Source organism: Chthonomonas calidirosea T49 (genome assembly GCF_000427095.1).
GTDB classification, from domain to species: domain Bacteria; phylum Armatimonadota; class Chthonomonadetes; order Chthonomonadales; family Chthonomonadaceae; genus Chthonomonas; species Chthonomonas calidirosea.
Window position 1 is genome coordinate 2,116,683 of the sequence record NC_021487.1, and the last position, 23,694, is coordinate 2,140,376.

Below are 23,694 nucleotides of genomic sequence, written 5' to 3' on the forward strand. Positions count from 1 at the left end.
GGCAATGGGACATATGATGCGTGCAGCCTACTACGAGGGGCCAAAGCGCCCAATAAAACGGGAGACCGTTCTACGGGTGGTCGCTACCTTCCGTCCCTACCGATGGGAGGTGGCGCTAACGGCCATAGCCGTGCTCCTCGCAGCGGCACTTGGGCTGCTCTCGCCTTTCTTTCTGCGCACACTCATCAACCAGGGCCTAGAGCGCAACGACCTGCCCATCATTACAGTCTACACGCTCTACGCCGTCGGGGCCACGCTTGCCGGTACAGCCTTTACGATCTTCTATAACTACTTGAGCACGCTGGTAGGGCAGCAGATCATGCGCGACCTGCGCAATCAGCTCTACGCACATCTCCAAAAAATGTCGCTTCGCTTCTTCACCTCCACACGAACCGGAGAGATCCAGTCGCGCCTCGCCAACGATGTGGCCGGTGTACAGAATGTGGTGAGCGACACGGCGGCCAACGCGCTTTCCAATATCACCACCGTGCTTTCCACCCTGGTCGCCATGATCTATATGGATTGGCGCCTTACTCTGCTCTCCGTGGGCATTCTACCGTTTTTTGCGCTGATCGCCGCGAAAGTGGGGGGCATGCTGAGGCGCATTCGTAAAAGCACCCAACAAAAGCTGGCCGATCTCAACGCCATTATGCAGGAGAACCTCTCAGTATCTGGAATGCTGCTGATGAAAGTGAGCGGGCGTCAGGCCTATGCGCTCGAACATTTTAAAGAGCAGAACGAACAGCTCACCAAACTGCAGGTGCAGCTTAACGTGATCATGCGCCTCTTTTTTAACCTCATCGGCCTCACGTTCTCCATCACACCCTCGCTGGTCTATTGGCTTGCCGGCTACATCACCGTGCGCCACCTTGGTCATCCAATCAATATCGGCACCATCGTTGCCTTCACAGCCCTGCAAGCCCGCCTCTTCTTTCCCCTTACCAACCTGCTCAACACGCAGGTGGAGGTTAGCAGCGCCATGGCGCTTTTCGATCGCATCTTCGAGTATCTCGACCTGCAGCCCGACATCGTTGATGCGCCCGATGCCATTGAGCTAAAACCAGAAGAGGTGCGAGGCGAGGTGGCTTTTGAACATGTCTTCTTTCGGTATGACCCGCAGCAACCCCACTACGCCTTGCACGACATCAGCTTTTGTGCCAAGCCCGGCGAGCTGCTTGCGCTGGTAGGCCCTTCCGGGGCTGGTAAAACCACCATTACCTACCTTATTCCGCGCCTCTACGATGTGGAATCGGGGCGCGTTCTCATTGATGGCCACGATGTGCGCAAAATTAAACTTGAATCTTTGGCTCAGATCATCGGAATGGTAACGCAAGAGACCTACCTTTTTCACGACACCATTATGGCCAATCTGCGCTATGCCAAGCCCGACGCTACCGAAGAGGAGGTGATTGAGGCCGCACGGGCGGCTGCCATCCACGATCGCATTATGGCCATGCCGGAGGGCTACCAAACGGTGGTAGGAGAGCGAGGCTACAAGCTTTCAGGGGGTGAGAAACAGCGAATCGCTATTGCACGTGTCATTCTCAAGAATCCACGTATTCTCATTCTCGATGAGGCCACCGCCTCGCTAGATACGCATTCTGAACGGCTCGTCCAGGAGGCCTTAGAGCGTCTGCTCGCCGGACGCACCACCATTGCCATCGCCCATCGGCTTTCGACCATTCTCTCGGCCGATCAGATTCTTGTGATCGAAAAGGGACGCATTGTGGAGCGGGGTCGTCATGAAGAGCTGCTTGCCCAAAACGGCGCCTATGCGCGCCTCTATGCGGCGCAGTTTAACGACGGGAGCTCCGAACCGCTTTTAGCTGTTGCGGAGGAGTCTTCTCCTAAAAGCTGAAAAATCTGCCTTGCTTGACAGAAAGCCTCAAAAGCGGATAAACTAAGAAGTAGAATTGGTTGCATTGATAAGGAGGAAAAACAGTTCTGTGCCGTTAAAGAGGGAAACTCGCCAGCAGATCATTGCAGAGCACGCCACTCATGAGGGCGATACCGGTTCGCCAGAAGTGCAGATAGCGCTTCTTACGGCCCGTATCAACCAGCTTACAGAGCACCTTCGTGTTCATAAGCATGACTACCATTCTCGTCGTGGTCTGCTTATGATGGTGGGACGCCGTCGCCGTTTGTTAGCGTACCTAAGTAAAAAAGACCTCGATCGGGCTCGTGCACTTGTGGCGCGCTTAGGTATTCGTAGCAAAATCTAGAGGTTTGGTGCTTCGACCATGAAGCGCCGCACATCGTTACGGATTCGATGCCTATGAGGGCAGGCACAGCAGAAGGGATGTCGGAACGGCGCATAGGGTTCAGAGTAAGGGGATTTCCTTATCGAACGAGTGGAAGTCCGTTTTCTCTGACCCCTTCGAAGTTCTCCGGCCTTCTGTGAATGCCTGCCCTTTTCTTTTGCAATCGGTGTTGCGACCGAACAGCAAAAGGTCGTTCTCTTACCTGAACGGTTTGGTAAAGAGTTAACGTAAGAAAACCAACAAGAGAATTAGGAGATTGAATAACTTGATCCACGTAGTTGAACGCGAACTGGCCGGACGAACGCTACGCCTAGAAACTGGCAAGGTAGCCAAGCAGGCGAATGGGGCTATTTGGCTGACCTGCGGCGATACCATCGTTTTGGCGACGGCCACGATGAGCAAAGAGCCGCGCGAAGGGATTGATTTCTTTCCTCTCACCTGTGATTATGAGGAGCGTAAATATACCGTAGGACGTATTCCTGGAGGCTATGTGAAGCGTGGGGGCAGACCCAGCGAAAAAGCGGTGCTCACCTCGCGCCTTATCGATCGTCCCCTGCGCCCTCTCTTTCCCGCCGGCATGCGCAACGATGTGCAGATCATTGCCATGCCTCTTTCGGTAGACATGGAGTGCCCGCCCGACGTGCTCTCCATTGTGGCAGCTTCCGCAGCCCTTACCGTCTCCAACATCCCCTTCAACGGCCCCATCGGCGCTGTGCGCGTAGGGCGTATTAACGGAGAGTATCTCATCAACCCCTCCTACGATCAGATCGAGCAGTCCGATCTCGACCTGGTGGTGGCGGGCACAAAACAGGCCGTGCTGATGATCGAGGCCGGAGCGAAATTCGTGAAAGAGGAGGATCTGCTTACTGCCATAGACCTCGCCCACGAAGTGATCAAAGCGCAGTGCGATCTGCAAGAGGCTCTAGCCCAACAGGTCGGCACACAGAAAGCGGAAGTACCTCTCTTCTTGCCCGATCCCGAAATCCTGCGCATTATCCACGAGCGCATGGATAATGCCATTCGACAGGCCATTCTGAACCCTGACAAAGCCTCCCGGGAAAACGCCATCGAGGAGCTGAAAGCGGAGATCGTGGCACAGTTGGCCCCGGAGTTTCCGGAGCGTGAGGCCGAAATAGCCGAGGCGGCCGAAAAGGCCATTAAAGAGCAGGTGCGGAATCTGGTGGTTAACGAACACATACGGCCCGATGGACGCGCCCTCGATGAGATACGTCCCATCACATGTGAGGTGGGTCTCCTGCCACGCGTCCATGGCTCCGGCATGTTCACACGCGGGCAAACGCAGGTGCTTACTGCCCTTACTCTCGGATCGGTGAGCGAAGCTCAAATGCTCGATACGCTTACCGAGGAGGACGAGCGCAAGCGCTATATGCACTACTACAACTTCCCGCCCTATTCGGTAGGGGAAGTACGTCCCCTTCGCGGCCCTGGACGGCGCGAGATAGGCCACGGTGCGCTCGCCGAGCGCGCCCTCTTGCCTGTGCTGCCATCCGAAGAGGAGTTCCCTTACGCGCTGCTACTGCAGAGCGAAGTGCTGGAAAGCAACGGTTCCACCTCCATGGCCTCTGTGTGTGGCTCGACGCTCGCCTTGATGGATGGCGGTGTAAAGATAACGGCTCCAGTGGCCGGCATCGCCATGGGGCTTATGACTCTTGACGATAAGTACGCCATTCTCACCGACATTCAAGGTATGGAAGACTTCTCCGGCGATATGGACTTTAAGGTGGCCGGAACCGCTGAAGGCATTACCGCCATCCAACTTGACTGTAAAATTCAGGGTTTGCCAAGGCACGTGATGCAAGAGGCGTTGGAACAGGCTCGTCGTGCACGACTGTTTATCCTTGATAAAATAAGAGAAGTCATTCCGGAGCCGCGTCCGCACCTCAGCAAGTACGCGCCCTCTATCTTTACCATTGAAGTAGACCCGGAGAAGATTGGAGATATCATCGGCCCTGGCGGCAAGACCATCAAGAAGATCATCGCCGACACGGGTGCTCAGATAGATATTCAACAGGACGGCAAAATCTATATTATGGCGGTGGATCAGGAGGCCGGAAAGAAAGCAGCGGAGACCATCCAAAGCCTTGTTGCTGAGGTGCAGGTCGGCCAGATATACACCGGGCGCGTAACGCGCGTTATAGGAATGGGAGCCTTTGTGGAGTTTCTACACGGCAAGGAAGGCCTTGTTCATGTAAGCCATCTGCGTGTTCCGCCCGTGCGCCGGCCAGAAGAGGTGGTGAAAGTAGGCGACGAAATAACCGTCCGTGTTATTGAGGTAGATAGCCAAGGACGCGTGAACCTCTCAGCTATTAACCTCGATCAGCCCTTCGACCCCAGCATGGCTCGACGGCATGAGGAACCACGTGGCACAGGCCGTTCCCAAGATCGAGGAGGGCATCGTGGAGGCTCTGCTCCTTCACAGCGCCCCGCAGGGTCGCTGCCCGCTCCGTCCAAACAGAGTGCAGAAGAGGAAGAATCTTTGCCAAAAGCTCGATTTCGACCAAGACGTTGACACATCCCTTTGAGCGATGGGAGGCTTTCAAGATCGCAAAAAGGGTTTTGAGAGCATCAAACGATAGCGCCGCGAGGGATAAGGAGAGCGCTTATGCAATCTCTGAGAGCGATTATTGCCGATGATGAACAGTTGACACGTACCATTGTTCGCGCCCGTCTCGAAAAGTTGGGGCATCAGGTGGTGGCCGAAGCTGCCGATGGGTTGCAAGCTGTGGAAGCGGCGCGGCTTTACCACCCCGACGTGATCGTGATGGACATCAAGATGCCGGTGATGGATGGCATCGAGGCGGCTCGGCAGGTGATGGCGGAAAACCCGTGTGCCATCCTCTTTTTGAGCTCTTTCAATGAAGAGGAGCTGGTAGAGCAGGCGGGCGAGACGGGTGCCCTTGCCTACCTGATGAAGCCGTTCCGTAAAGAGGACCTAGGCCCTGCCCTGGAAATAGCTGTGCGCCGATTCCGGCAAATGCAGTCTCAAGCGAAACAGATCGAAGAGCTGAAAGAGAGCCTAGAGACCCGTAAACTGATCGAACGGGCTAAAGGAATTCTTATGGATCGACACCACATGACCGAAGAAGAGGCCTTCAAACGCATCCATTTTCAAGCTCGCAATCAAAATAAAAAAATGCGGGAGATCGCCCAATCTATCATTACGGCCGCTGAACTCCTATGAGGAAGAAAGCCGTCTTTAGTCACTAGAGAATGACCCTTCCCCATTCTCCTATAGGGAGGCCAAAGATCATCTTGGCTTCGGCCTCCCCTCGCCGTCGCGAGTTAGTGGCGCTTTTACGCCTTCCTTTTGAGGTTGTGCCAAGCCACTACCAAGAGCCCTCGTCTCCTACCTCGCCCGTCTCGCTACCCCGATTCGTCGTGGAGCTTGCCACAGCAAAGGCGCACGAGGTCGCACACCGCATTGAGGAAGGGCTTGTTTTAGGGGCCGATACGGAGGTGTCGTTGGAGGGCGATGTGGGGCTGCCCCTCGGTAAGCCGGCAAACCCTCAAGAGGCCACCTCTATGTTGCATGCTCTGTCCGGACGCACTCACTACGTTTATACCGGATTGGCGCTTGTGCCGGTCGTGGATGGAAGCCCACAGGAGCCTTTACAAGAGGTCGTCTGCACACGCGTGCGTTTTCGAGAGCTCAGCGACGACATGATTGCGGCCTATATCGCCACATCAGAGCCTTTTGATAAGGCAGGCGCCTACGGCGCACAGGGCTACGCTGCTCCTTATATCGAGGCGATAGATGGTGACTTCTTTAACGTCGTGGGGCTTCCCCTCTGCACATTAGGCCACATGTTGGAGCGGCTTGGTGTGGCCTGGTGGCGCGGAACCCCACAAACGTAACGCCTACTCGTCTTCTGGGGTCGAAAGGAGCTGGTTAAGGTCGGGCAGAACTGGGGCGGAAACGGCGTTGCGGTTCTCTTGGAGTATCTGCTCATACACCTCCTTGCGGTGTACGGCGATGGTGCGCGGAGCGCGTATTCCTAGGCGGACTTGCTCGCCGCGAACCTCAAGAACGGTGATCTCAATGTCGTTGCCGACCATAATAGACTGGTCGGGCTTGCGAGTTAACACCAGCATTTTGAGCCCTCCGTGGCGCGGAATTTATTAGAGGATACACCTTCGTTCACCTCCGTGTGATACTGCAGCCTTCGGAGCCGAGCGGAGAAGATGTTCCTTTTTTGGCAATTATTGGCTCTCAACAGCCCTCTCTTTAGGGGGGATCCCATGGCATACCGTTTCCTATCCTTGCTAGCCGTCTCTATTGTACTCTAAACAAGTTTACTCTATAACGAAACAAAGAGGTCCGCTTCCATCAAATTTGGGAAAAGAGAGATTTAGATACGGGCGACCGCCCCCTTTCTGGTCCTGCAAGACTTCCCCTCCTGCCAGAGAGCGTTGAAGCGACTTGACCGTGCTTTGCAGGGGGTGCTCACTAACGTCACACCCAGCATCCAAAATAGGCCAACATAGTCGGCAACGACAAGCGTCCTGCAAGAAGCCACGCCTCTAGGTAGGATAAAAAGGGTAAAATGGATGGAACCTATAACGCAAGCTCTGTTAGGAACATCGAATCCATGGCCGTTGCCGCCCTTGCCACGCTAACCCTCAAGGAGGCTCTCCGCAGAAAAACGCTTTGGGCCATCCTCTTTGGCGGTCTCTTAGTATTGGGCATCACCCTGCTCTTAGCTATCGCCCATATGCGCATGGAGCATTTTGTCGCTATCGGCCGGTGGTCCCCACAAGAGGAGGCCATACGCTACCCCTTTGTACGTCGCAGCATCACCGCGCTCTGCTTAAGCGCTATCAAGGCTTTTGGGGCGCTCTTCGCCGCAGTTCTGGCAGGCGGCGCCATATCGGGCGAAATTGAAACGGGGGTCATGGCCCTTCTTCTTCCACGGCCCTACCCGCGATGGCAGATCGTGGCCGGCAAGTGGCTTGGACTTAACCTTCTTCTCTGCGGCAGCACCCTCTTTTGGACGCTCATCGCGTGGACCTCCCTTACCCTTCAGACCCATCTATCGCTCACTGCACTGCTGATAGCGGGGTTCTATCTGTGCCTCTATCCGATTTTAGTCAGCACCATCGCCCTCGCCTTCTCCACCGTGGCCCCTCGCCTGCTCGGCACGGTTTTTGCGATCGCGCTCTGCGCTATCGCCTGGTTCGATGGAGTTATGGAAGGCCTTAGCGTCAATTTTAACATTGACGTGCTTCACCGTCTCGCCATCATCGCCGGCCTCATCGTGCCGCAGGGCTATGTTGGCTACTGGGTAGACGATGTCACCTCGGACATCGTATTTTCCGGAGGGCCTCGCACCTGGTCATCGCCGCGCTTTCTCACCGAGTGGGGAGCACAGCACCTCCATTTTCCGCGCCTCGATGCCCTCTATGTACTACTTTACCTTATCGCTTTCTTTATACTTGGAGTGGTGCTCTTTGAACGCCGTGACGTTATTTAGCCATCTCTTCTCATCGAACCCCTCAAAGGAGCCAGCCTACGCCTTTTTATTCGCGCGAATGTCCTGTTGACCTTATGCGTTTTCCCTAACCGTCCTTCGCACTATGCGGCGCAACCGAGAGCGGGCCACCTTGCGTGGAAACGATGTAGAGACGCCGTATCACCTAGAAGGTAAGCCGTGCTGCGAGGCGATGGGCACATGCGGCATCCGCAGGTGCTAGAAAAGAGGTTGCAACAACCAAAGATACTACCTAAAGCGGCAGCGATTGATGTAGGCCGCTATTTGCAGCGCGCAAACCGGCCTCCAAAATCTCCTGCGCGTCCCTACTGACCTTTGCCGAGCAGAAGCCCTCTGGTTTCTGCCCATTTTCAAGGCAGTGCAGCAGATACTCTGGGGCCGAACGACGTGGAGCGACTGTTGGTGGAGGCTCAATGGTCTCTTGCGGTTTGCCCGGCCGTTGAAGAATCAGTTTTCCATGCCAAACGCCCAAGGCACCCTCACTACCATAAAGCAGGGGGTTGGTCTCGATATAGCCTACGGGCTGCGTCCAACTCGCCTCACAGACGGCGAAGGCGTGGGGGTAGCGGGCTACGATCACCGCGTTGTCGTCGGAGGCGGCATAAGCCGGCTCTGTACCAAAAACCCCTCGCAGTCCGGTTACCTGTTCCGGACGCCCCAGCAGGCGAGCGGCCAAATTAGCACCATAGCAGCAGTAGTCCATAAGGGCGCCGGCCCCGTTGATCTCTGGGGTGGTAAGGTCGCGCACGAAGTTGGGGCTGCACCCTATGGCGATGGGGCCGTTATGGGCGCTACGATAGCGCACATAGCGGATCTCGCCTATGTCGCCGGCTAAAGCGCGCCGTTCTAACTCTTGCCACGAGGCGGCCCAAGCGGTTGGCCAATTGATAAGCAGCAAGGTACCGGCACGCTCTGCGGCCTGTAACATACGGTCGGCCTGTTCAAGCGTGGCGGCCATCGGCTTTTCCACAACCGCATGAAGGCCGCGTTGCGCTGCCGCCTCCACGATGTCGGCGCTCTCGCTGTTGCCTCCTGCTATCTGCACAATGTCCAACTCTTCGGCATCGAGCATCTCCTGCCATGAAGGATAAAGGCGCTTCACGCCAAACTCCCTCTCCAGCTTGGTCAAAAGCTCTGGCTCGTCATCTCCGCCTGCAACCAGTTGCACATTGGGCTGCTGTTGCCACAGGCGCAGCTCGCCCCACACATGGTCGTGCGACATGCAGGCCACTCCAACGCGATAGGTCTTCAATTTCGGAACGCTCTTCCTCCTTTCTAAGCTCTCTTTTACTTTCATCCCCACCGTGTGCTATTCCTGCTCGGATGGGTGCCGAAGGCGTTCAATCTGCCGGCGCATCCGCTCGACGGCCTCATGGAGGCGGGCAACAACCGCCTCAAGCGCTTCACGCTCTGCCGGCTCCAGAGGCCCGAACTTTGGTATCGTCTTTTTGGGGTCTAGATCCTCAACGATCTCTTCGTCTAGATGCAGCAACAGCACCGAAAGCCAGTAGAGGGTTACCGACAACCCCTCCCGATGTTCCTGCTCGGCCAGCTCCTGCGGCAAAAGCTGTTTTATGCAGGCCTGTAGGTCGACGTACATATGCTGTAACGCGTCGGCAAAAACCGCCCAAGAGGCAGGATCGAGGGGGGTGAGCCTGTTATTGCCAGAAGGGCTACGCCCCTCACGGGCGACCTGCTCGATTTGACGACTTGCCTCTTCTATCGCCAAAAGTGTCGCCATGAGGTGACGCTTATGTCCGTCGGTCATAGAACACCTCTGAGGTTTTTATGGAAGTCGCCCACCGTTAGCGCAACGGCCTCTATCCATGCAAGGCGTTCCTCCTCCCTTAGCTCGTGGCGATGGTGTACGTCATGCTTATGAATGTAGGCTTCCAATCGCTCAGAACGCTGCCGGAGTTTGCTTTGAAAGTCGCTCAACAACCACCTGGCAACCTCCAAGGAGGGTCTTTGTTCTAACAAGCGCAGTAGATGCGGAAAACAGACGCCCCACGCCTGCAGATAGGTTTGGGCTAAGTTGGCCTCAAGCCCCTCTTCCAAGAGATACTCGACCCAACTTTTCAGTGCAAACTGCTCATTTTGGCGACCGTGTTGGCATGCTAGACAGGTTTCTTGCGGGCGTAGCGTTGCCAATATGCGCCTGATCGTCTCATCTGGTTCCGATTTGCGGAGCATCGGGCGCTTCGAGGAGGTTTCGAGCGCCAGTGCCGTCACGGCTTCTAGTTGCCTCAGCACGCTTTCATAGAGGGTTGCTGTGCCTAGACCATCTCTCTCCATGGCCCACTCTGTTTCGACAAGCATCTGTGCATGACGCAGGCAAAAGCCGGCGGAGGCCGACAGACGCGCATGAATATCGGGCGCGAGCGTGTACTCATGAAGGAGGGAGCGTAGATAGCGCCGTTCATCCTCGTCTTGCATCCAGCAGAAAGGGCAACACGGCTGGCTGCAGGCCAGGCGAAATGTGGAGGTGAAGAGCGAGTGGCTCACAGTGCATCTCCCTCCTTATGCTGCAGGCCTGAAAGCTTACAAAGCGCACGCAGCCACACGTTACGCTCGGAGCCCATCGGCTCGTCTTTAAAACGATAGTCGTTTTTACGAATGAACTCGCCAAGCTCTTCGGCCAGTCGGTGCAAGCGCTCTTGCTCCGCCCTCTGCAGAAAACGCCAGCTTTCCGGCGGGGCCCAGCGACCAACCAGCTGTAAATGGGGCATGCACAGCCCATCCCCTTTGAGGTAGGCCGATTGCAGTTCGGGTTCGAGCAAGCTGATAGCAAGGGCTTGCGTAAAGCGCTCCTCGTCGCGCTGCTCCTCCTCACATTCTGGGCAACCTTGCTGAAAGAGGGAGCGATCTCGGCTTTGAAGGCGTTCTAAAGCGCGTTCCGCCAGGTCTTTATAGATGATAGCCAAGCCAAGCGCGTTTCCAGGGTGGGCGGATTGTCGGGCATGTCGTGGGCAAAAACCGAGGGAAGCGCGCAGTCGTAGCCGTGTGGGCGGGTCGTTTACCTCCTCATGAAAGAGGTAAGCGAGGCGACGCGCCCCAGCATCGGCAACGAGACGGCAGAGGGGACATCCTGGCTGCTGGACTGCAGAGAAGAGATCGTAAAACAGAAGATGCTTATCCACACGGCGCTTTCGGAGACGCCATTGCACCAAAGAGGCGATGTTCCGCCAGGCGGCACCAAGACGCAGCCTTTTTAACATTCTCTCCTCCTAGGCCCACCACAAGGCCATTGATCAGAGTGTGAGCTAGGAGCCATCAGCTCAAAAGAGAGCGGTTTGGGCAGCAAAAACAAGCGCCCTGGCGGCCTCCATCGCCAAGGTTCAATGTAGCGCAAAACGTCGGCTCTGTCAAGTGGTGAAAGCTCGTGCACCCCTTTTTCGGATTGTGCTATACTGCTTGCATCATGGGAGACGACGAACCAACCAGCGAGGCGCTTTTGTTGCCGCCCCGGCGGCGTGGGAACCTTCTTGTGGTATCTGGCCCCTCCGGAGTAGGGAAAGATACCCTTATTGAGAAGGTTCTGAACCAAACGCCCGGGGTCGTCCGCAGCATCAGCGCCACAACACGCCCACCGCGCGAGGGAGAACGAGACGGCCAAGACTATTTCTTTCTCTCTTCGCAGCAGTTCGAAGAGGCCATCAAGGAGGGAAAGTTTTTGGAATATGCGCGCTACGGAAGCTACTATTACGGAACCCCTAGAGCGCCGGTGGAACAGCAACTTCAACAGGGCTTAGACGTCGTATTGAAAATCGAGGTGCAGGGAGCCCTTCAGGTAAAGCGGCTATTTGCGGATGCGATCCTGATTTTTATAGCTCCGCCCTCTCTGCAAGAGCTGAGGCGTCGCCTGACTCAAAGAGGGACAGAGAGCGAGGAGCGCATCGAAGAGCGACTTCGCATCGCCCTTGAGGAGCTGGCGGCTTGGCCGCGCTACGACTACTATGTGGTCAACGACTTCGTGGAAACGGCCTGCGAGGGACTCCGTGCTATCGTCCTCGCCGAACGCTTAAGGATACGAAACGCATGAGCACCGAAGAGACGTGGCTTGCGGGAAAGTCGATTCTTTTAGGGGTTACCGGAAGCATCGCCGCCTATAAAGCGGCCGATATCTGCAGTCGTCTCGGGAAACTGGGGGCCGACGTGCACGTGGTTCTTACTGCAGCAGCGGCGCAGTTTGTTGGGCCGGCCACCTTTCGCGCCCTCACCCGTAATCCCGTCCTTACCGACGTGTTTGAGGAGCCTCATGCGCGCCGCATTGCCCATATTGAGCTGGCACAATCGGCCGATTTGGTGTTGGTGGCACCGGCCACCGCCGATATTTTGGCGCACATGGCTCACGGTTTTGCCGATGACATGCTCACCACCTGCCTTCTGGCCGTGCCTACCTCTACGCCGCTCCTTGTGGCTCCGGCCATGAACACGGTGATGTGGCAGCATCCGGCCACACAGGCCAATCTACGCCTCTTGCAAGAGCGTGGAGTTCACATGATCGAACCGGAGTATGGCCTGCTTGCCTGTCAGGATGTAGGTGTCGGCAAGCTTGCCGAGCCGGACACCATTGTTCGGCGCGTAGTGGACACGCTGCTCCCGCTGCGCGATTACACGGGCGTTCATGTTTTGGTGACAGCCGGTCCCACACGTGAGCCACTCGACCCCGTGCGATTCCTCTCTAACCGATCGAGCGGCAAGATGGGCTACGCCATCGCGGAGCGCGCCCAGCGCCGTGGGGCAAAGGTCACCCTGATCAGCGGCCCCACCAGCCTTGCTGTGCCGCCTGGCGTTAACGTGGTTTGGGTAGAGACCTCCCACGAGATGCTTGCAGCGTGCCAAAGCCACTTCCAGATGTGCGATCTCTTCATAGCCGCAGCTGCCGTTTCGGACTATACCCCGGCACAAAGGGCACCCCACAAGCTCAAAAAATCGGAGAGAGATGGCGATATCGTTCTCACTCTACGCCCCACCCCCGATATTTTGGCCACGTTGGCTCGGCAAAAAGGCCCCCACCAGGTCGTGGTGGGTTTTGCTGCCGAAACAGAAAACCTGCTAGAGCACGCCCGTCATAAGCTTGAGGCAAAGCAGCTCGATCTCATTGTTGCCAACGACGTCACCCAGGAAGGGGCCGGTTTCGAGAAGGACACCAACGTGGTGACGCTGCTGTGGCCGGATGGGCGTCAGGAGCCGCTACCTTTGTTGCCGAAAAGCGCTGTGGCCGACCGGCTTTTAACGGCGGTGCGCCCGCTCCTTAAAGCGAGGCCTTTAGAACCCGATGCCGGCACCTAAAAGAAAATAGCGGCCGCGAATAAAGCCCACCGTGAAGTCCGTCTCAGCACGGACGCCCATCTTCGTTTTCCAGGTCGCGAAGAGGAGACCTTCGTTGAATCCGAATCCGTCGTATTCGATCCAGCCGCGTAGCCCGCGGCTTAAGGGCATGCTTGCGGATGCAAACCCCTGGCGAAATCGGCAGCTGCCGATGCCAGCGCTTAAATAGAGCGGATGGTGCCAGGGCACACACCATGTGGCAACGGCAAACACAGAGCGGGTGGAGGCGGCATCGCCGGGAATTCCTTCTCCGGCGGCTCCGCCATGCCCAAAGATATCTTGAACGCCCACAGAGAAAGCAGGTTCGGTAGGAGAGGAAGGTATCCAGCCAAGCTGTAGGTTAAGCGCTTGATCCCATTGTGAGCTTTTAATGAGGTCGGAGAAGGCGACGTTCATGCGACCGAAGGTGTGCCCATAGAGGAAAACGCCGCTACCGTTTGTGTGACCGACGCGAACATCTGGCAGGCTTGTGAAGCTCATTTTTGCGCCCAATATCCGTATTTGATCGTGTCCGGGCACATAGGCGATGGGGGTAGAGTAAGCTGTTGGCCCTACCAGCGAGGGATAGCCTTCGGCATCCACGCCAAACCCTCCACCTGCCAGCCCAGATAGATTACGGTATTGCGGATAGCGATTAGGGCCGAGAAACGGATCGTTTTGAGCGTTAGCCGGTAAGCAGAGCCAACCGCCCAAAAGCAGCAGGGTTATCGTGTAAAGACATCTCACGGTTGCACCTCCTGCCGATATAGCCTTGGTGACCACACAGAGGTCACTGGAAGGAAACGAGGTAAACAACTTTATGCTAGAAAGACGCCTGCGAAAGAACCTGGATTGGCCTCTTTTGCTGTTTACATCTCTTCTAACGGTTGTGGGACTTGTTGTCCTCTACAGCGTTACCCATGCCGATCCAAGTCCCGCCTATAAAAAGCAGATTCTGTGGATGGTATTAGGATATGGTGGGCTGATCGCGGCAACATGGATAGACTACCATATTTACCAGAGAACGGCACGCCATTTTTATGTGGTGAATCTGCTGCTACTGACTCTCGTGCTCATTTTTGCGCATAAGACGAATGGAGCTGCCCGTTGGATACGGATCGCCGGCTTCGAGTTTCAGCCCTCCGAAACGGCAAAACTCTTTACGATATTGACGTTAGGAACCTACCTTACGAGGCATCAAGAGACCATAGGTAGCTGGCGTACGCTGCTTGCATCGCTTGGTCATATTCTTATACCCACCCTGCTGATCTTTAAACAACCCGATTTCGGCACATCGCTGGTGCTTGTGGCTATTTGGGCGGGCATGGTGTTCCTTGCTGGGGCCGATCCGCGCAAGATAGGTGTCCTTGCCCTCACCGGTGTGGCGCTCTTTGCCCTCGTATGGCATTCCAACAAGATCATTCGTCCCTACCAAAAAGAGCGCCTCACGATCTTCCTTGACCCCCAGGCCGATCCGTCGGGATCGGGCTACCATGTGGTGCAAGCCCGCATCGCCATAGGTTCCGGTCGCATTTGGGGCAAGGGGCTATTGCATAGCACCCAAGTGAAGGGGGGGTTCATTCCAGAGAAGCAGACAGACTTCATTTTTACCGATATCGGTGAGGAGTTAGGATTGGTAGGGGGTATTGGGGTGATTTTGTTGTATGGGGGACTGCTCTGGCGAGGGTATAAGATCATTGCCGAGGTAGATGAGGACACTTATGGGAAACTTGTAGCAACCGGCGTTGTGACCATGATCGCGTTCCATGTGGTTGTGAATATCGGAATGAACGTCGGAATTGTGCCAGTAGCTGGCGTTCCTCTGCCGCTAATTTCTGCCGGAGGAAGCAACGTATTGGTTACCCTATTTAGCATTGGGCTGTTAGAGAGCATCTCCGTGCACAAGCATCAGTTGCTGTTCTAGTGTAGGATTCGCAAAATTTTAGTAGAAACGGGAAACTCCCTTTTGAAACTTGTGGTATAATATTAATACGAAGCGGTTCGATTCCGCAAAAAGCGAACCGTTTCGATTCTTCTATCATTTTAACCAAGGGAGGTCTCTATGAACCCTAAACAGCGAGGTTTTACCCTCATTGAGCTGCTCGTGGTTATCGCGATTATAGCGATATTAGCAGCTATTCTCTTTCCCGTCTTTGCCCAAGCCCGTGAAAAGGCGCGTGCCATTACTTGCCTCTCCAACATGAAGCAAATAGGTACCGGGCTTATGATGTACCTACAGGATTATGATGAAACCTACCCCATGGATCAGTACTTCTCTGACCCAGGAACCTGGAAAGATCAACACTATTGGCACGACTCGATCTACCCCTACATCAAAAACGGCGATCGCTATGCCAACGCGGCCGGTAACTTGGTGACCTGGGGACAGGGTGGCATCTTCCACTGTCCTTCCTTCCCTAGCAACCAAAGCGGACAGTACGGCATCAACAACAGCATCTCCAATGATGGTTGGTGCCCTTGGAACCCTCCGAGCAACGTGCACGTCGCCACCGAAGCAGCGCTGCCCACCCCGGCATCCACCATTGTGATCGCGGAAAAAGGACAAAATGACGCCCCCTGGGGCTTTGCGGTATTCGACTCTGCCGAGTGGGCATGGACGGACTATGTGGCGCCGGTAAACGGTGTTCCCACGCACAACGGCCCCCACTATGATCTTGACCAGAGCATGAATCACGACTGCGACTATACAAACACCAATGGCTCAGGGACTTGGGATGGGTGTGGCCTCTTCCCACGCTACCGGCATACCAACACCACCAACGTAGCCTTCTGCGACGGACACGCAAAAGCGATGACCCGTGGAAGCATCAACTGGTATTACAACATCTATCCCGGGCCTACCGGTGTTGGGCCTACCATCTATGAACCCTACTAAAACGTGTGAGTAGGCTATAGGGGTTGGCCTTCTGGATGGCCAACCCCATTCTCTTCTTGCATTCCACTTAGGAGGGACGTTCAAATGCAATATCCTATCTATAGACTCGGCCTTGCCTTAGTGCTTTTCGGCCTTCTAGCCGGCTGCAGCGGCAGCAATAACGCCTATATCGACTCCTCTAAGCAAAAGCTATCTAACGGGGCCAGTAGCCTCGCAAATCAGCAAATTCAACAAATAGAAAACAACCCTCACATCCCACCGGCAGCTAAAGCCGCAGCAATCAACCAAATTCGTAGCCATCAAAATTTCGGGCCAGGAAAACCCTAGTGCGTTCTCGAAACGATCGTATAGACGCCATACAGACGGAGGGTCTATCTATGAGATTGTTAACAACAGAACAGATCGAAGCTTTCCGAGAAGAAGGGGTTCTGGTCGTTGAAGACGTCTTCTCCGAAGCAGATCTCGCCCCAGTTATAGCGGAGTACGCCGACTGGATCGATCGGAAAGCCAAACAGCTTGCAGAGGAAGGCAAAATCAAAGACCTCTACCCTGAGGCCCCCTTCGAACGCCGCATCGCCCTTCTCTACGCACAGTGCCCTCAAATTACCGAAGGGTTGGATATCATGTATGTCCGAGGGCCTGCCACGTTCACGTTTCTTCATAATGAGCGCCTGCTCGATATCGCTGAGCAGCTTATCGGGCCGGAAATCACCTGTAATCCCATTCAACATATCCGCTCTAAAGTACCAGCAGCGCTTACAGGAGAAGGAAGTGGCTTTTACAACGTGCCCTGGCATCAGGATGCCGCCGTTACTTGGGAAGAAGCCGACAGCTCCAACATCATCACCTTCTGGATTCCTTTAGCCGATGCCACGGTAGAAAACGGCTGTATGGAGGTGATGCCCAAAGCATGGAAACTTGGCTACCTTCCTCATCAGGCCGAAGGAGGTACCACGATTCGTCCGGAGTGCCTTCCAAACATCCAACCCAGACCGGTACCTGTGCGCAAGGGCGGCATGGTGATTATGCACCGCCATACCCCACACCGCTCTACCCCTAACTACACCGACCAGGTGCGCTGGAGCCTCGATCTACGCTATCAGCCTACCGGTGAGCCAACTGGTCGCCCTTTCCATCCCGATTTTGTGGTAAGAAGCCGCAAAAACCCTCAAAGCGTGCTATGGGACTACGAGAAATGGTGTGCGCTGTGGGAGCAGGCTTTGGCCAATTCCAAAGGAATGAAAGCCCATCGTGTATGAGTATTCTGCTTCCCGTCAAGCGTTCTGCGCCGGTTTTGCAAACGCTTGACGGGACCATATTTTCTGTTTATCTTTCCATGACCTTTTATGGCAACGGTCTAATGGGTTGTGTGCTAAAATCTTCCCTAATTCCCCAAGTCACGTAGGAGACTTTCGTGAGCGCCGAAACCTTACCGCCTAGCGCTAAGGCGACAGCACAAATTTCTACTCCTCGTTCTCAACGAGGAATCGGCATTACGCGTCGCGCTCTCGTCATCGGGGTATTGCTGATTCCGCTCATGTGTTTTTGGAACGAGTACACCGAGATCGTGGCACAGGCCACCGACCTGGCCGCCATGTCGCTGATCATTGCTGTTGTTTTTGCTCTTTTCGTTATTTTACTTATCAACTTTATGCTCAAACGCTATCTGCCTAAATATGCGCTCACCCAGGCCGAGATCATGTACATCTACATCATGCAGACGACCTCCATTGGCATCTCTGGCATCGGTATGATGCAGTTTCTCAATACCTTTTTAGCGGATGTCTTCTACTATGGCACCCCGGAGAACCACTGGAAGGAGAAGCTGCTACCTGCAGTGAGACCCTGGCTACTCCCGAAGGAGAGCGTGGTTAAAGCCTACTTCACTGGTCAATCGAGCTTTTGGCGCCTCGATCACATTCTAGGTTGGCTCTCTCCCATTCTGGTATGGTCGGCTTATATCGTTGTTTTGCTGGGAGTGATGCTCTGCATGGCGGCGCTTTTTCGGCGGCAGTGGGCCGATCAGGAGCGACTGAGTTTTCCTATCACGCAGCTGCCCCTCGAAATCAGCAAGGAGGGATGGGCGAGCGATCTGTTCTCTAATCGTTTGCTCTGGATAGGTTTTCTTATTCCCGTCGTGCTGGAGTCGCTCGCCTCGCTCAACTACCTGTACCCCAACATCCCTTTCATCCCCATTAAGCCAAGCGATCCGCGGCTCGATCTCACGCCTCTGTTTAGCAATCCTCCCTGGAATGGGGTTGGCACGCTGCAACTCTCTTTCTACCCCCTTGTCATCGGGCTAACCTACTTTTTGCCTTTAGATGTGGCGTTTTCGCTCTGGTTCTTCTATCTCTTTGGCAAAATGGAGAATGTGATGGCTACCGCTTTCGGCTACCACCAGCCCGGTGCTAGCATGGCCGCCGCCGATATGCCTTATTTAGGGGAGCAGTCCGCAGGTGCGTTTATTATGGTGGCGCTTTTCGCGCTTTACGGAGCTAGGCGGCATATTAAAGCGGCGGCGCGGAGCCTCTTTTCCAGGGTTCAACGACGGCAACTCGACGACGCCAACGAACCGTTGCCCTATCCTCTTGCCTTAGTGGGAACGATTGGAGGGCTGATCTTCTTGGTGGTCTTCGGCATGGCCATTGGAATGAGTTGGTGGGTGCCGGTTTTGTTCTTCATTCTGTTTTATTTCTACGTCATCACCTTTACTCGGATGCGAGCGGAGGCCGGCCTGCCATGGGGATTTGGGCCGGATATGAACGTACACAACCTCATGCGAGCCGCCGGCGGTACACAGGCATTTACCCCTGCCAACCAAATCGGGCTTAATATTCTGCTGTGGCAAGACCTTGATATGCGCACCACTCAGATGCCCAATCACTTAGAGGCCATGAAGATCGGGGAGAGCACACGAATGAATCTGCGCCATGTGGCCGCAGTCATTATGGTGGCGATTGTGGTGGGCACCCTCTCCTCTTGGGCTGCTGTGCTCACCTGCTACTATCAGTATGGAGCTGCCACGGCCAAGGTCAACGACTGGCGTACCTACATGGGCAAAGTGCCTTGGACGACCATGAAAGACTGGCTGGACAACCCCGTGCGTCCCAACCTTGCTCGCATGGAGGGGGTAGGGGTCGGCATGTTGGTAACCGCTTTTCTTATCTTTATGCGTTCTCGGTTTGTTTGGTGGCCGTTTCACCCGATAGGCTATGCGGTCTCAGGCACATTCACCATGGCGTGGCTGTGGTGTGCAACCCTTGTCGGTTGGCTACTGAAAGCGCTCATCATTCGGTATGGCGGCATGAGCTCTTATCGGCGCTATCTGCCTTTCTTCATCGGGCTTATTTTAGGGGACTACATTACCGGCAGCGTTTGGGCCATCTATGGGTCTGTTACCGGCATCCACACCTACCGATGCTTCCCGATCTAGGGGCTGCCGTGCTTACCGAGGAAAGCAACAGGTTCTATGAAGAAAGAACGCGCCTGGAGGGATTCGAACCCCCGACACCCAGTTCCGAAGACTGGTGCTCTAATCCACTGAGCTACAGGCGCACGCACCATTTAAATTACCTCAAAAGCCTCTCCTTTGAAAAGGCCTCGTGTTTAAGAGGCTCTTCACCCCTTGACAGATGGCCCTTCACCTCGCCATAATATAGCCCCTTGACAATTTTTTCGGTCGCAGTGGCTGCGCGTCATCGCGTGGCTGAAATACGGGGGAAGTCCGGTGAGAATCCGGCGCAGTCCCGCTGCGGTATCCCACTCCGACCTCTCGGACGTGGGTAAGCCCGAATGCCCGCCTGCGACGCATCACGTAAGCCCTTCGAGAGAGAGGGTGTGATGCACGAACGTGTACCGGCAACTCGATTTCTGGCTCCTTTAGCCTCGCTAGTACATCCCTCGAGCATCCCCTCGCTCCTCGAAGTCCGATCTGCCTCTTCCGAGGCCAGACCGAACGAAACTCAAAACGACGAAAGGAGCGAACCGTATGCAAGTCAAACCCTTTGCGAAGAGCGCCCAGAGCGCCTTCACCCTCATAGAGCTGCTAGTTGTTATAGCGATAATCGCTATATTAGCAGCTATTCTCTTTCCCGTCTTCGCGCAAGCGCGGGAAAAGGCGCGCCAGATCAGCTGCGCTTCCAATCTGCGCCAAATTGGCCTTGCCACCCAAATGTACCTCGAAGACTACGATGAAACCTTTCCCCTCTACGTTTACTACGATGCCACGGGTGCCGAATACTGGATGGGCCACATTACCGGCACCTATCCTAACGAAACGTGCGACCTAACCAAAGGCCCTCTCTATCCCTATATGAAGAACAAGGAGATGCAGCGCTGCCCCGATTGGACAGGACAGCTGCTTTACGGGGCCGACATCGGCTACGGTTACAACTGGGGCTATCTCGGCTCGGACTGTTACATGAACACCGCCTGCATGAGCGGACAACTATGGCCACCGGTCAACCCAGCCTCCTTAGCTTCTCTTAGCGCCCCTGCTGACAAGATCGTGTTCTCCGATTCGGGCTACTACAACGCCCCTTGGTACGGCGGAAACGGCCAGATGGTGGAGACTCCTGCCATTGACCCGCCAAGTCAGTGGTACGGCACCCCAACGATGGATTTCCGCCATGTTGACTCGCACAAAACCGTAAACACTCAGACGCAGACCATTACCGAGTACGGGTTAGCGAACATCGTATGGGGTGACGGGCATGTGAAACCTCTGCATCAGTCACAGGTTACCGACGCCATGTTCACGCGAGACTAAAGCTCGGATCTAAGCCTAATACCCCCTCTCCTTCGCTCTTCTGCCGCTGCAGCAGAGGGGATCGGAGGAGAGGGATGTTTATTGCTTTCGTTATGAGCCATGTAGAGATAGGAACGGAGTCAGATGCTCCTCTTAGTTCCCACACGGTTCACAGACTTGTTGCTCCAATCAACGGCTGTCTTCTCCTAACAGCAGCTACTTATCGAAGGAACCTAGCTGCGGAGGGATGAAGTGTTCCATCTCCACTTGGGATACCTTCTGCTTGCCCACTACCTCCAAACGGATACGCCGCATCTGAAGCATGTACTCTATCCCTGGAGCCTCTCCTAATCCCAAGGCGGGAGCTGCCTTCGATGGGTCGGTATCAGAAAAACCTAGCCCCATGATGCTCAACGCTTTCAACTGTCCGTTCGGCTGAGAGGCTCTCATGAACCGAACGAGCATCAGAGAAGGAGTAGCGGTACCTATCTCTCCCTTTGCGGATAGCTTGCCGCGTGCGTCTGTCGTAGGAGATTGACCTATAAAAAGGCAAGACAGAAGAGGGAAGCCTTGGTGCCAGCCCGTTAGAAGCAAAAAAAGAACACTATCTTGCCCTATCTCCAAGGGGCCGAGCAGGCCTCAACCACAGAAAACAGAAGGCCTCCTAAGACAAAACCTATCAGCAGGCTCAAGGGCGAAAGGCTGAGCCGAAGCTCATAGCGTTTCCTTAAGAACGACATTTTGCAATTCCATCATCTCTTAAAAGCATTTCCATGTTTCGAGAGAGGGTAGGGCACCCCCTTCCCGTTATCTCGCAAACAGCATCCTACCCATCCGATCTTGTAGCAGCCTGCTGCTGTCCCACTTTTACAGCGAATGACAAGCCACGAAGTGCCGCGGCCACAACCACCAGGGAGAGGCTGAGGATACCCGCCTCCACCCTCAGGAGGTGAAGGAGAAGATGGATTTTGACTCTCCAAGCATTTAGCTATATTAGCTATACATGATCCAGCTGGCCGCTAGCTGGCCTCCAGGGGCTCTGGGCGCTACCGCTCGTGTACATGCTCACCCCGAAATGGTCGTACCCAAGGCCGACGCCCTTCCCCTCATTACTCGATAGCACGTTCCCACTCCCGTCCGTTATCAGCTCTCAGTCCCTTCATCTTCGCAGTCTCTTTCTGTTGTACTTTTCTCGCGCCGCATCTCCTCCTCAATCTGTTCAAAAAGCTCCTCATAGCGCTTTAGCGAGTCTTGGCTCTGATCCCCTAACTTCGTTGAGCCAGGACAGGATAGCCCATGAGGGATAGCTGGAACCGGCTCACTTTGCGCTACGCGCTCTTGATAGGCATCCCAAACACGCTTTGCCTCTTCCTCTTGCCCGCTCATTCGTAATGCTAGGCTGTAAAGGGACTGGATCATCCCATCGGTTGGATACCGCTCTGCCGCCCTGCGGTAGACCGGAAGACGGGAAAGATCCGGCTTGATATGAATTCTCACTAGCGCCATCTCGAACATACTCGGTTCTCCTTACCATATTTCTTCTAAACGACACGCACAATATACTCCCTCATACGGGTCTGGTGGCCAACAGTAAATACAGCCTATGGCATAGCCAATTGTAGCTCCTTCTACTCTTGCTCTACTTTCGCAACTCTCCTCACATAGTCTCCACATATCGCTATTACAGCCGCTCCAATGCTTACAAGGAGGTAGTTGGTTAAAACCGAAATTGAATTGGCCAATACCACCAAATGGGTTCGGGATTGGAGTTGGATGATATATTGGCAACGTCGGTGGCGCCGGCTTTTTGGGTGGGTGTAGGTGCGGATGAGGCGGTTTTGGCTTGTGGGGCGGCCTTCGCCGTTTTCTTCCTGTACACATCGGTTGTAGTACCAAGTCCCTGTTGGCATACGCAGGGCAGGCTATCGGAGGTCCGCTGAAATCCAAACCCTCCACATCCAACAGCAGCCCTGCTGGACGATACGGGATCTGGAGGCTCTTGCCCCCCTTCCACGAGTGCCTCTCTACAAGGCCTCCCTCCAGCCCAAAAGAAGGGAAAAGGGCAACCTGCATCCCACAACAAGGGCTACCCCACACAGAGAAGGTAGGCACCGCTCTCCCCCAACGAGCAGGAGGCTTCATCCCCGCTGTTGCCTATCAACCCCTACCTGAGGATATCCTTTATCCTCTACCCCCACCATAACAGCCCCGCAAACCTATGGCACACGGCCACGAGAACCCACCGCTCAATAGAGTGGCTCTGAAAGAGAACCCCGCCTCATCGCTTTGCACCGCTCCCGCTCTTCATTCTTTCTCGCTATCTCTGCTAGATCCTCCTTTATCTCGGCAGCTTCCTCAGGAAATCTGCTCTCGAATGCCTCAGGAAACTGAAAATAGAGCGTATCGGCGTCCGACTTCGTTAGCTTTACTTTGTAAAGCCGGCAGCTAGAGCATATCAGTAGACCTAGAAGTTTAAGTGCATCCTGAACTGCTTCGATAGCATTTTCTCCTATTCCCACTTGAGTTTGGCGCGGTGGCCATACTGGCTCTATCCAACACGGGCATTCCCACCAGCCCGACTTTTCATCTTTATAGGGCTTTCCTAAACACAACGTCACGGGGATCTTTTCGCGTCCCCTCTTCGCTCGAAGAACGAAGTCCATTGAGGCGATCTTCTCAGGAGTTGTTTCCTCGGTCACGTTTTCTCTCCATGGTGTTCATTGGAATTGGCAAGGTTGGAGAAGGCGGATCACCTCCTCCAACCCTGCAGCAGTCTTGCCTAAATAAGGGATATAGGAGAGGCTTCCCTGTCTGTAGGAAAAAAGTTACTGACTTTTTCTGTCCCTTCCTTTATTTGTACCTCTTTTCGCTTCTTTTTTTACCTTTCCTTTTGACCTTAAGGCCGACAATATCTCTGGATCATGCATTGCCTCCGCTTCCTCTAACGGCGTCCTTCCTGTCTTATCC

The 23,694-nt window shown here is 54.9% G+C and carries 24 protein-coding genes, 1 tRNA gene and 2 riboswitches; of the genes, 14 read left to right on the forward strand and 11 right to left on the reverse strand.

Annotated elements, in window-relative coordinates; genetic code table 11:
• The first annotated feature begins 4 nt into the window (after positions 1-4).
• The 5 genes from CCALI_RS08770 (at position 5) to CCALI_RS08790 (ending at position 6,137) form a co-directional block, all read left to right on the forward strand.
• Positions 5-1,858, forward strand: a complete 1,854-nt coding sequence (locus tag CCALI_RS08770) for an ABC transporter ATP-binding protein (RefSeq protein ID WP_016483123.1) — start codon at positions 5-7, stop codon at positions 1,856-1,858.
• A gap of 88 nt (positions 1,859-1,946) precedes the next feature.
• Positions 1,947-2,222 carry a 30S ribosomal protein S15 gene (gene rpsO / locus CCALI_RS08775; RefSeq protein WP_016483124.1) on the forward strand — a complete coding sequence of 92 codons (276 nt, stop codon included), beginning with the start codon at positions 1,947-1,949 and terminating at the stop codon, positions 2,220-2,222.
• A gap of 304 nt (positions 2,223-2,526) precedes the next feature.
• Positions 2,527-4,791 (forward strand): polyribonucleotide nucleotidyltransferase, encoded by a 2,265-nt coding sequence (locus CCALI_RS08780; protein ID WP_016483125.1) that lies wholly within the window; start codon positions 2,527-2,529, stop codon positions 4,789-4,791.
• Positions 4,792-4,884: 93 nt separating this feature from the next.
• On the forward strand, positions 4,885-5,463 hold the full coding sequence (locus CCALI_RS08785; protein WP_016483126.1) for an ANTAR domain-containing response regulator: 579 nt from the start codon (positions 4,885-4,887) through the stop codon (positions 5,461-5,463).
• Positions 5,464-5,492: 29 nt separating this feature from the next.
• Positions 5,493-6,137 (forward strand): Maf family nucleotide pyrophosphatase, encoded by a 645-nt coding sequence (locus tag CCALI_RS08790; protein WP_044949053.1) that lies wholly within the window; start codon positions 5,493-5,495, stop codon positions 6,135-6,137.
• Between the two features lie 3 nt (positions 6,138-6,140).
• Here CCALI_RS08790 and csrA read toward each other — a convergent pair whose 3' ends face one another.
• Positions 6,141-6,374 (reverse strand): carbon storage regulator CsrA, encoded by a 234-nt coding sequence (gene csrA, locus CCALI_RS08795; protein ID WP_016483128.1) that lies wholly within the window; start codon positions 6,372-6,374, stop codon positions 6,141-6,143.
• 497 nt (positions 6,375-6,871) lie between these two features.
• Here csrA and CCALI_RS08800 point away from each other — a divergent pair, with 497 nt between their 5' ends.
• The gene (locus CCALI_RS08800; protein ID WP_016483129.1) at positions 6,872-7,753 is read left to right on the forward strand and encodes an ABC transporter permease subunit; all 882 of its coding nucleotides are present in this window, start codon (positions 6,872-6,874) and stop codon (positions 7,751-7,753) included.
• A gap of 250 nt (positions 7,754-8,003) precedes the next feature.
• On the opposite strand, the gene CCALI_RS08805 is transcribed toward CCALI_RS08800, so the two are convergent.
• The 4 genes from CCALI_RS08805 to CCALI_RS15185 are packed head-to-tail and all read right to left on the reverse strand — an operon-like array spanning position 8,004 to position 10,989.
• Positions 8,004-9,023 carry a Gfo/Idh/MocA family protein gene (locus CCALI_RS08805; protein ID WP_172636646.1) on the reverse strand — a complete coding sequence of 340 codons (1,020 nt, stop codon included), beginning with the start codon at positions 9,021-9,023 and terminating at the stop codon, positions 8,004-8,006.
• Positions 9,024-9,080: 57 nt separating this feature from the next.
• The gene (locus CCALI_RS08810; RefSeq protein ID WP_016483131.1) at positions 9,081-9,539 is read right to left on the reverse strand and encodes a hypothetical protein; all 459 of its coding nucleotides are present in this window, start codon (positions 9,537-9,539) and stop codon (positions 9,081-9,083) included.
• Entirely contained in the window at positions 9,536-10,276 is a 741-nt protein-coding gene (locus CCALI_RS08815) for a DUF6062 family protein (RefSeq protein ID WP_016483132.1), read from the reverse strand. The genes CCALI_RS08810 and CCALI_RS08815 overlap by 4 nt, the downstream gene beginning before the upstream one ends.
• Positions 10,273-10,989, reverse strand: a complete 717-nt coding sequence (locus CCALI_RS15185; protein WP_016483133.1) for a DUF6062 family protein — start codon at positions 10,987-10,989, stop codon at positions 10,273-10,275. Before CCALI_RS15185 ends, CCALI_RS08815 begins: the two co-directional genes overlap by 4 nt.
• Before the next feature lie 39 nt (positions 10,990-11,028).
• A riboswitch (Fluoride riboswitch) is annotated at positions 11,029-11,113 on the reverse strand.
• A gap of 79 nt (positions 11,114-11,192) precedes the next feature.
• Between CCALI_RS15185 and gmk the strand changes: the two genes are divergently transcribed.
• Complete coding sequence (gmk, locus tag CCALI_RS08825) at positions 11,193-11,813, forward strand: guanylate kinase (RefSeq protein WP_016483134.1); 621 nt, start codon at positions 11,193-11,195, stop codon at positions 11,811-11,813.
• Positions 11,810-13,066, forward strand: coding sequence for a bifunctional phosphopantothenoylcysteine decarboxylase/phosphopantothenate--cysteine ligase CoaBC (coaBC, locus tag CCALI_RS08830; RefSeq protein ID WP_016483135.1), 1,257 nt, complete (start codon positions 11,810-11,812; stop codon positions 13,064-13,066). The genes gmk and coaBC overlap by 4 nt, the downstream gene beginning before the upstream one ends.
• Here coaBC and CCALI_RS08835 read toward each other — a convergent pair.
• Positions 13,043-13,831, reverse strand: a complete 789-nt coding sequence (locus tag CCALI_RS08835) for a hypothetical protein (protein ID WP_016483136.1) — start codon at positions 13,829-13,831, stop codon at positions 13,043-13,045. The two genes, coaBC and CCALI_RS08835, sit on opposite strands and share 24 nt — an antisense overlap.
• 73 nt (positions 13,832-13,904) lie before the next feature.
• Between CCALI_RS08835 and rodA the strand changes: the two genes are divergently transcribed.
• The 5 genes from rodA (at position 13,905) to CCALI_RS08860 (ending at position 19,413) form a co-directional block, all read left to right on the forward strand.
• Positions 13,905-15,008, forward strand: a complete 1,104-nt coding sequence (gene rodA / locus CCALI_RS08840) for a rod shape-determining protein RodA (protein ID WP_016483137.1) — start codon at positions 13,905-13,907, stop codon at positions 15,006-15,008.
• 138 nt (positions 15,009-15,146) lie between these two features.
• A complete protein-coding gene (locus tag CCALI_RS15190) occupies positions 15,147-15,980 on the forward strand; it encodes a DUF1559 family PulG-like putative transporter (protein ID WP_016483138.1) in 834 nt (277 codons plus the stop codon).
• An 84-nt stretch (positions 15,981-16,064) separates the two neighbouring features.
• Positions 16,065-16,307 carry a hypothetical protein gene (locus tag CCALI_RS08850; RefSeq protein ID WP_016483139.1) on the forward strand — a complete coding sequence of 81 codons (243 nt, stop codon included), beginning with the start codon at positions 16,065-16,067 and terminating at the stop codon, positions 16,305-16,307.
• 50 nt (positions 16,308-16,357) lie between these two features.
• Positions 16,358-17,239, forward strand: a complete 882-nt coding sequence (locus tag CCALI_RS08855; protein ID WP_016483140.1) for a phytanoyl-CoA dioxygenase family protein — start codon at positions 16,358-16,360, stop codon at positions 17,237-17,239.
• Between the two features lie 155 nt (positions 17,240-17,394).
• Positions 17,395-19,413 (forward strand): DUF6785 family protein, encoded by a 2,019-nt coding sequence (locus tag CCALI_RS08860; protein WP_016483142.1) that lies wholly within the window; start codon positions 17,395-17,397, stop codon positions 19,411-19,413.
• Between the two features lie 48 nt (positions 19,414-19,461).
• Here the strand turns inward: CCALI_RS08860 and CCALI_RS08865 are convergent.
• Positions 19,462-19,535: transfer RNA gene (locus CCALI_RS08865), tRNA-Arg, on the reverse strand.
• 111 nt (positions 19,536-19,646) lie between these two features.
• Positions 19,647-19,798: riboswitch (cobalamin riboswitch) on the forward strand.
• Positions 19,799-19,968: 170 nt separating this feature from the next.
• On the opposite strand from CCALI_RS08865, the gene CCALI_RS08870 reads away from it, so the two are divergent.
• Positions 19,969-20,748: a type II secretion system protein gene (locus CCALI_RS08870; RefSeq protein ID WP_016483143.1), complete on the forward strand. Its 780-nt coding sequence runs from the start codon at positions 19,969-19,971 to the stop codon at positions 20,746-20,748.
• A 195-nt stretch (positions 20,749-20,943) separates the two neighbouring features.
• Here the strand turns inward: CCALI_RS08870 and CCALI_RS08875 are convergent, their stop codons facing one another.
• The 4 genes from CCALI_RS08875 to CCALI_RS08885 all read right to left on the reverse strand — a co-directional run bounded on the left by CCALI_RS08875 (position 20,944) and on the right by CCALI_RS08885 (position 23,426).
• Entirely contained in the window at positions 20,944-21,132 is a 189-nt protein-coding gene (locus tag CCALI_RS08875) for a hypothetical protein (RefSeq protein ID WP_156415868.1), read from the reverse strand.
• A gap of 738 nt (positions 21,133-21,870) precedes the next feature.
• Complete coding sequence (locus tag CCALI_RS08880) at positions 21,871-22,242, reverse strand: hypothetical protein (RefSeq protein WP_016483146.1); 372 nt, start codon at positions 22,240-22,242, stop codon at positions 21,871-21,873.
• Between the two features lie 202 nt (positions 22,243-22,444).
• Positions 22,445-22,741, reverse strand: coding sequence for a hypothetical protein (locus tag CCALI_RS16370; RefSeq protein ID WP_156412954.1), 297 nt, complete (start codon positions 22,739-22,741; stop codon positions 22,445-22,447).
• A 232-nt stretch (positions 22,742-22,973) separates the two neighbouring features.
• Entirely contained in the window at positions 22,974-23,426 is a 453-nt protein-coding gene (locus tag CCALI_RS08885) for a hypothetical protein (RefSeq protein WP_016483148.1), read from the reverse strand.
• Positions 23,427-23,694: the final 268 nt, after the last annotated feature.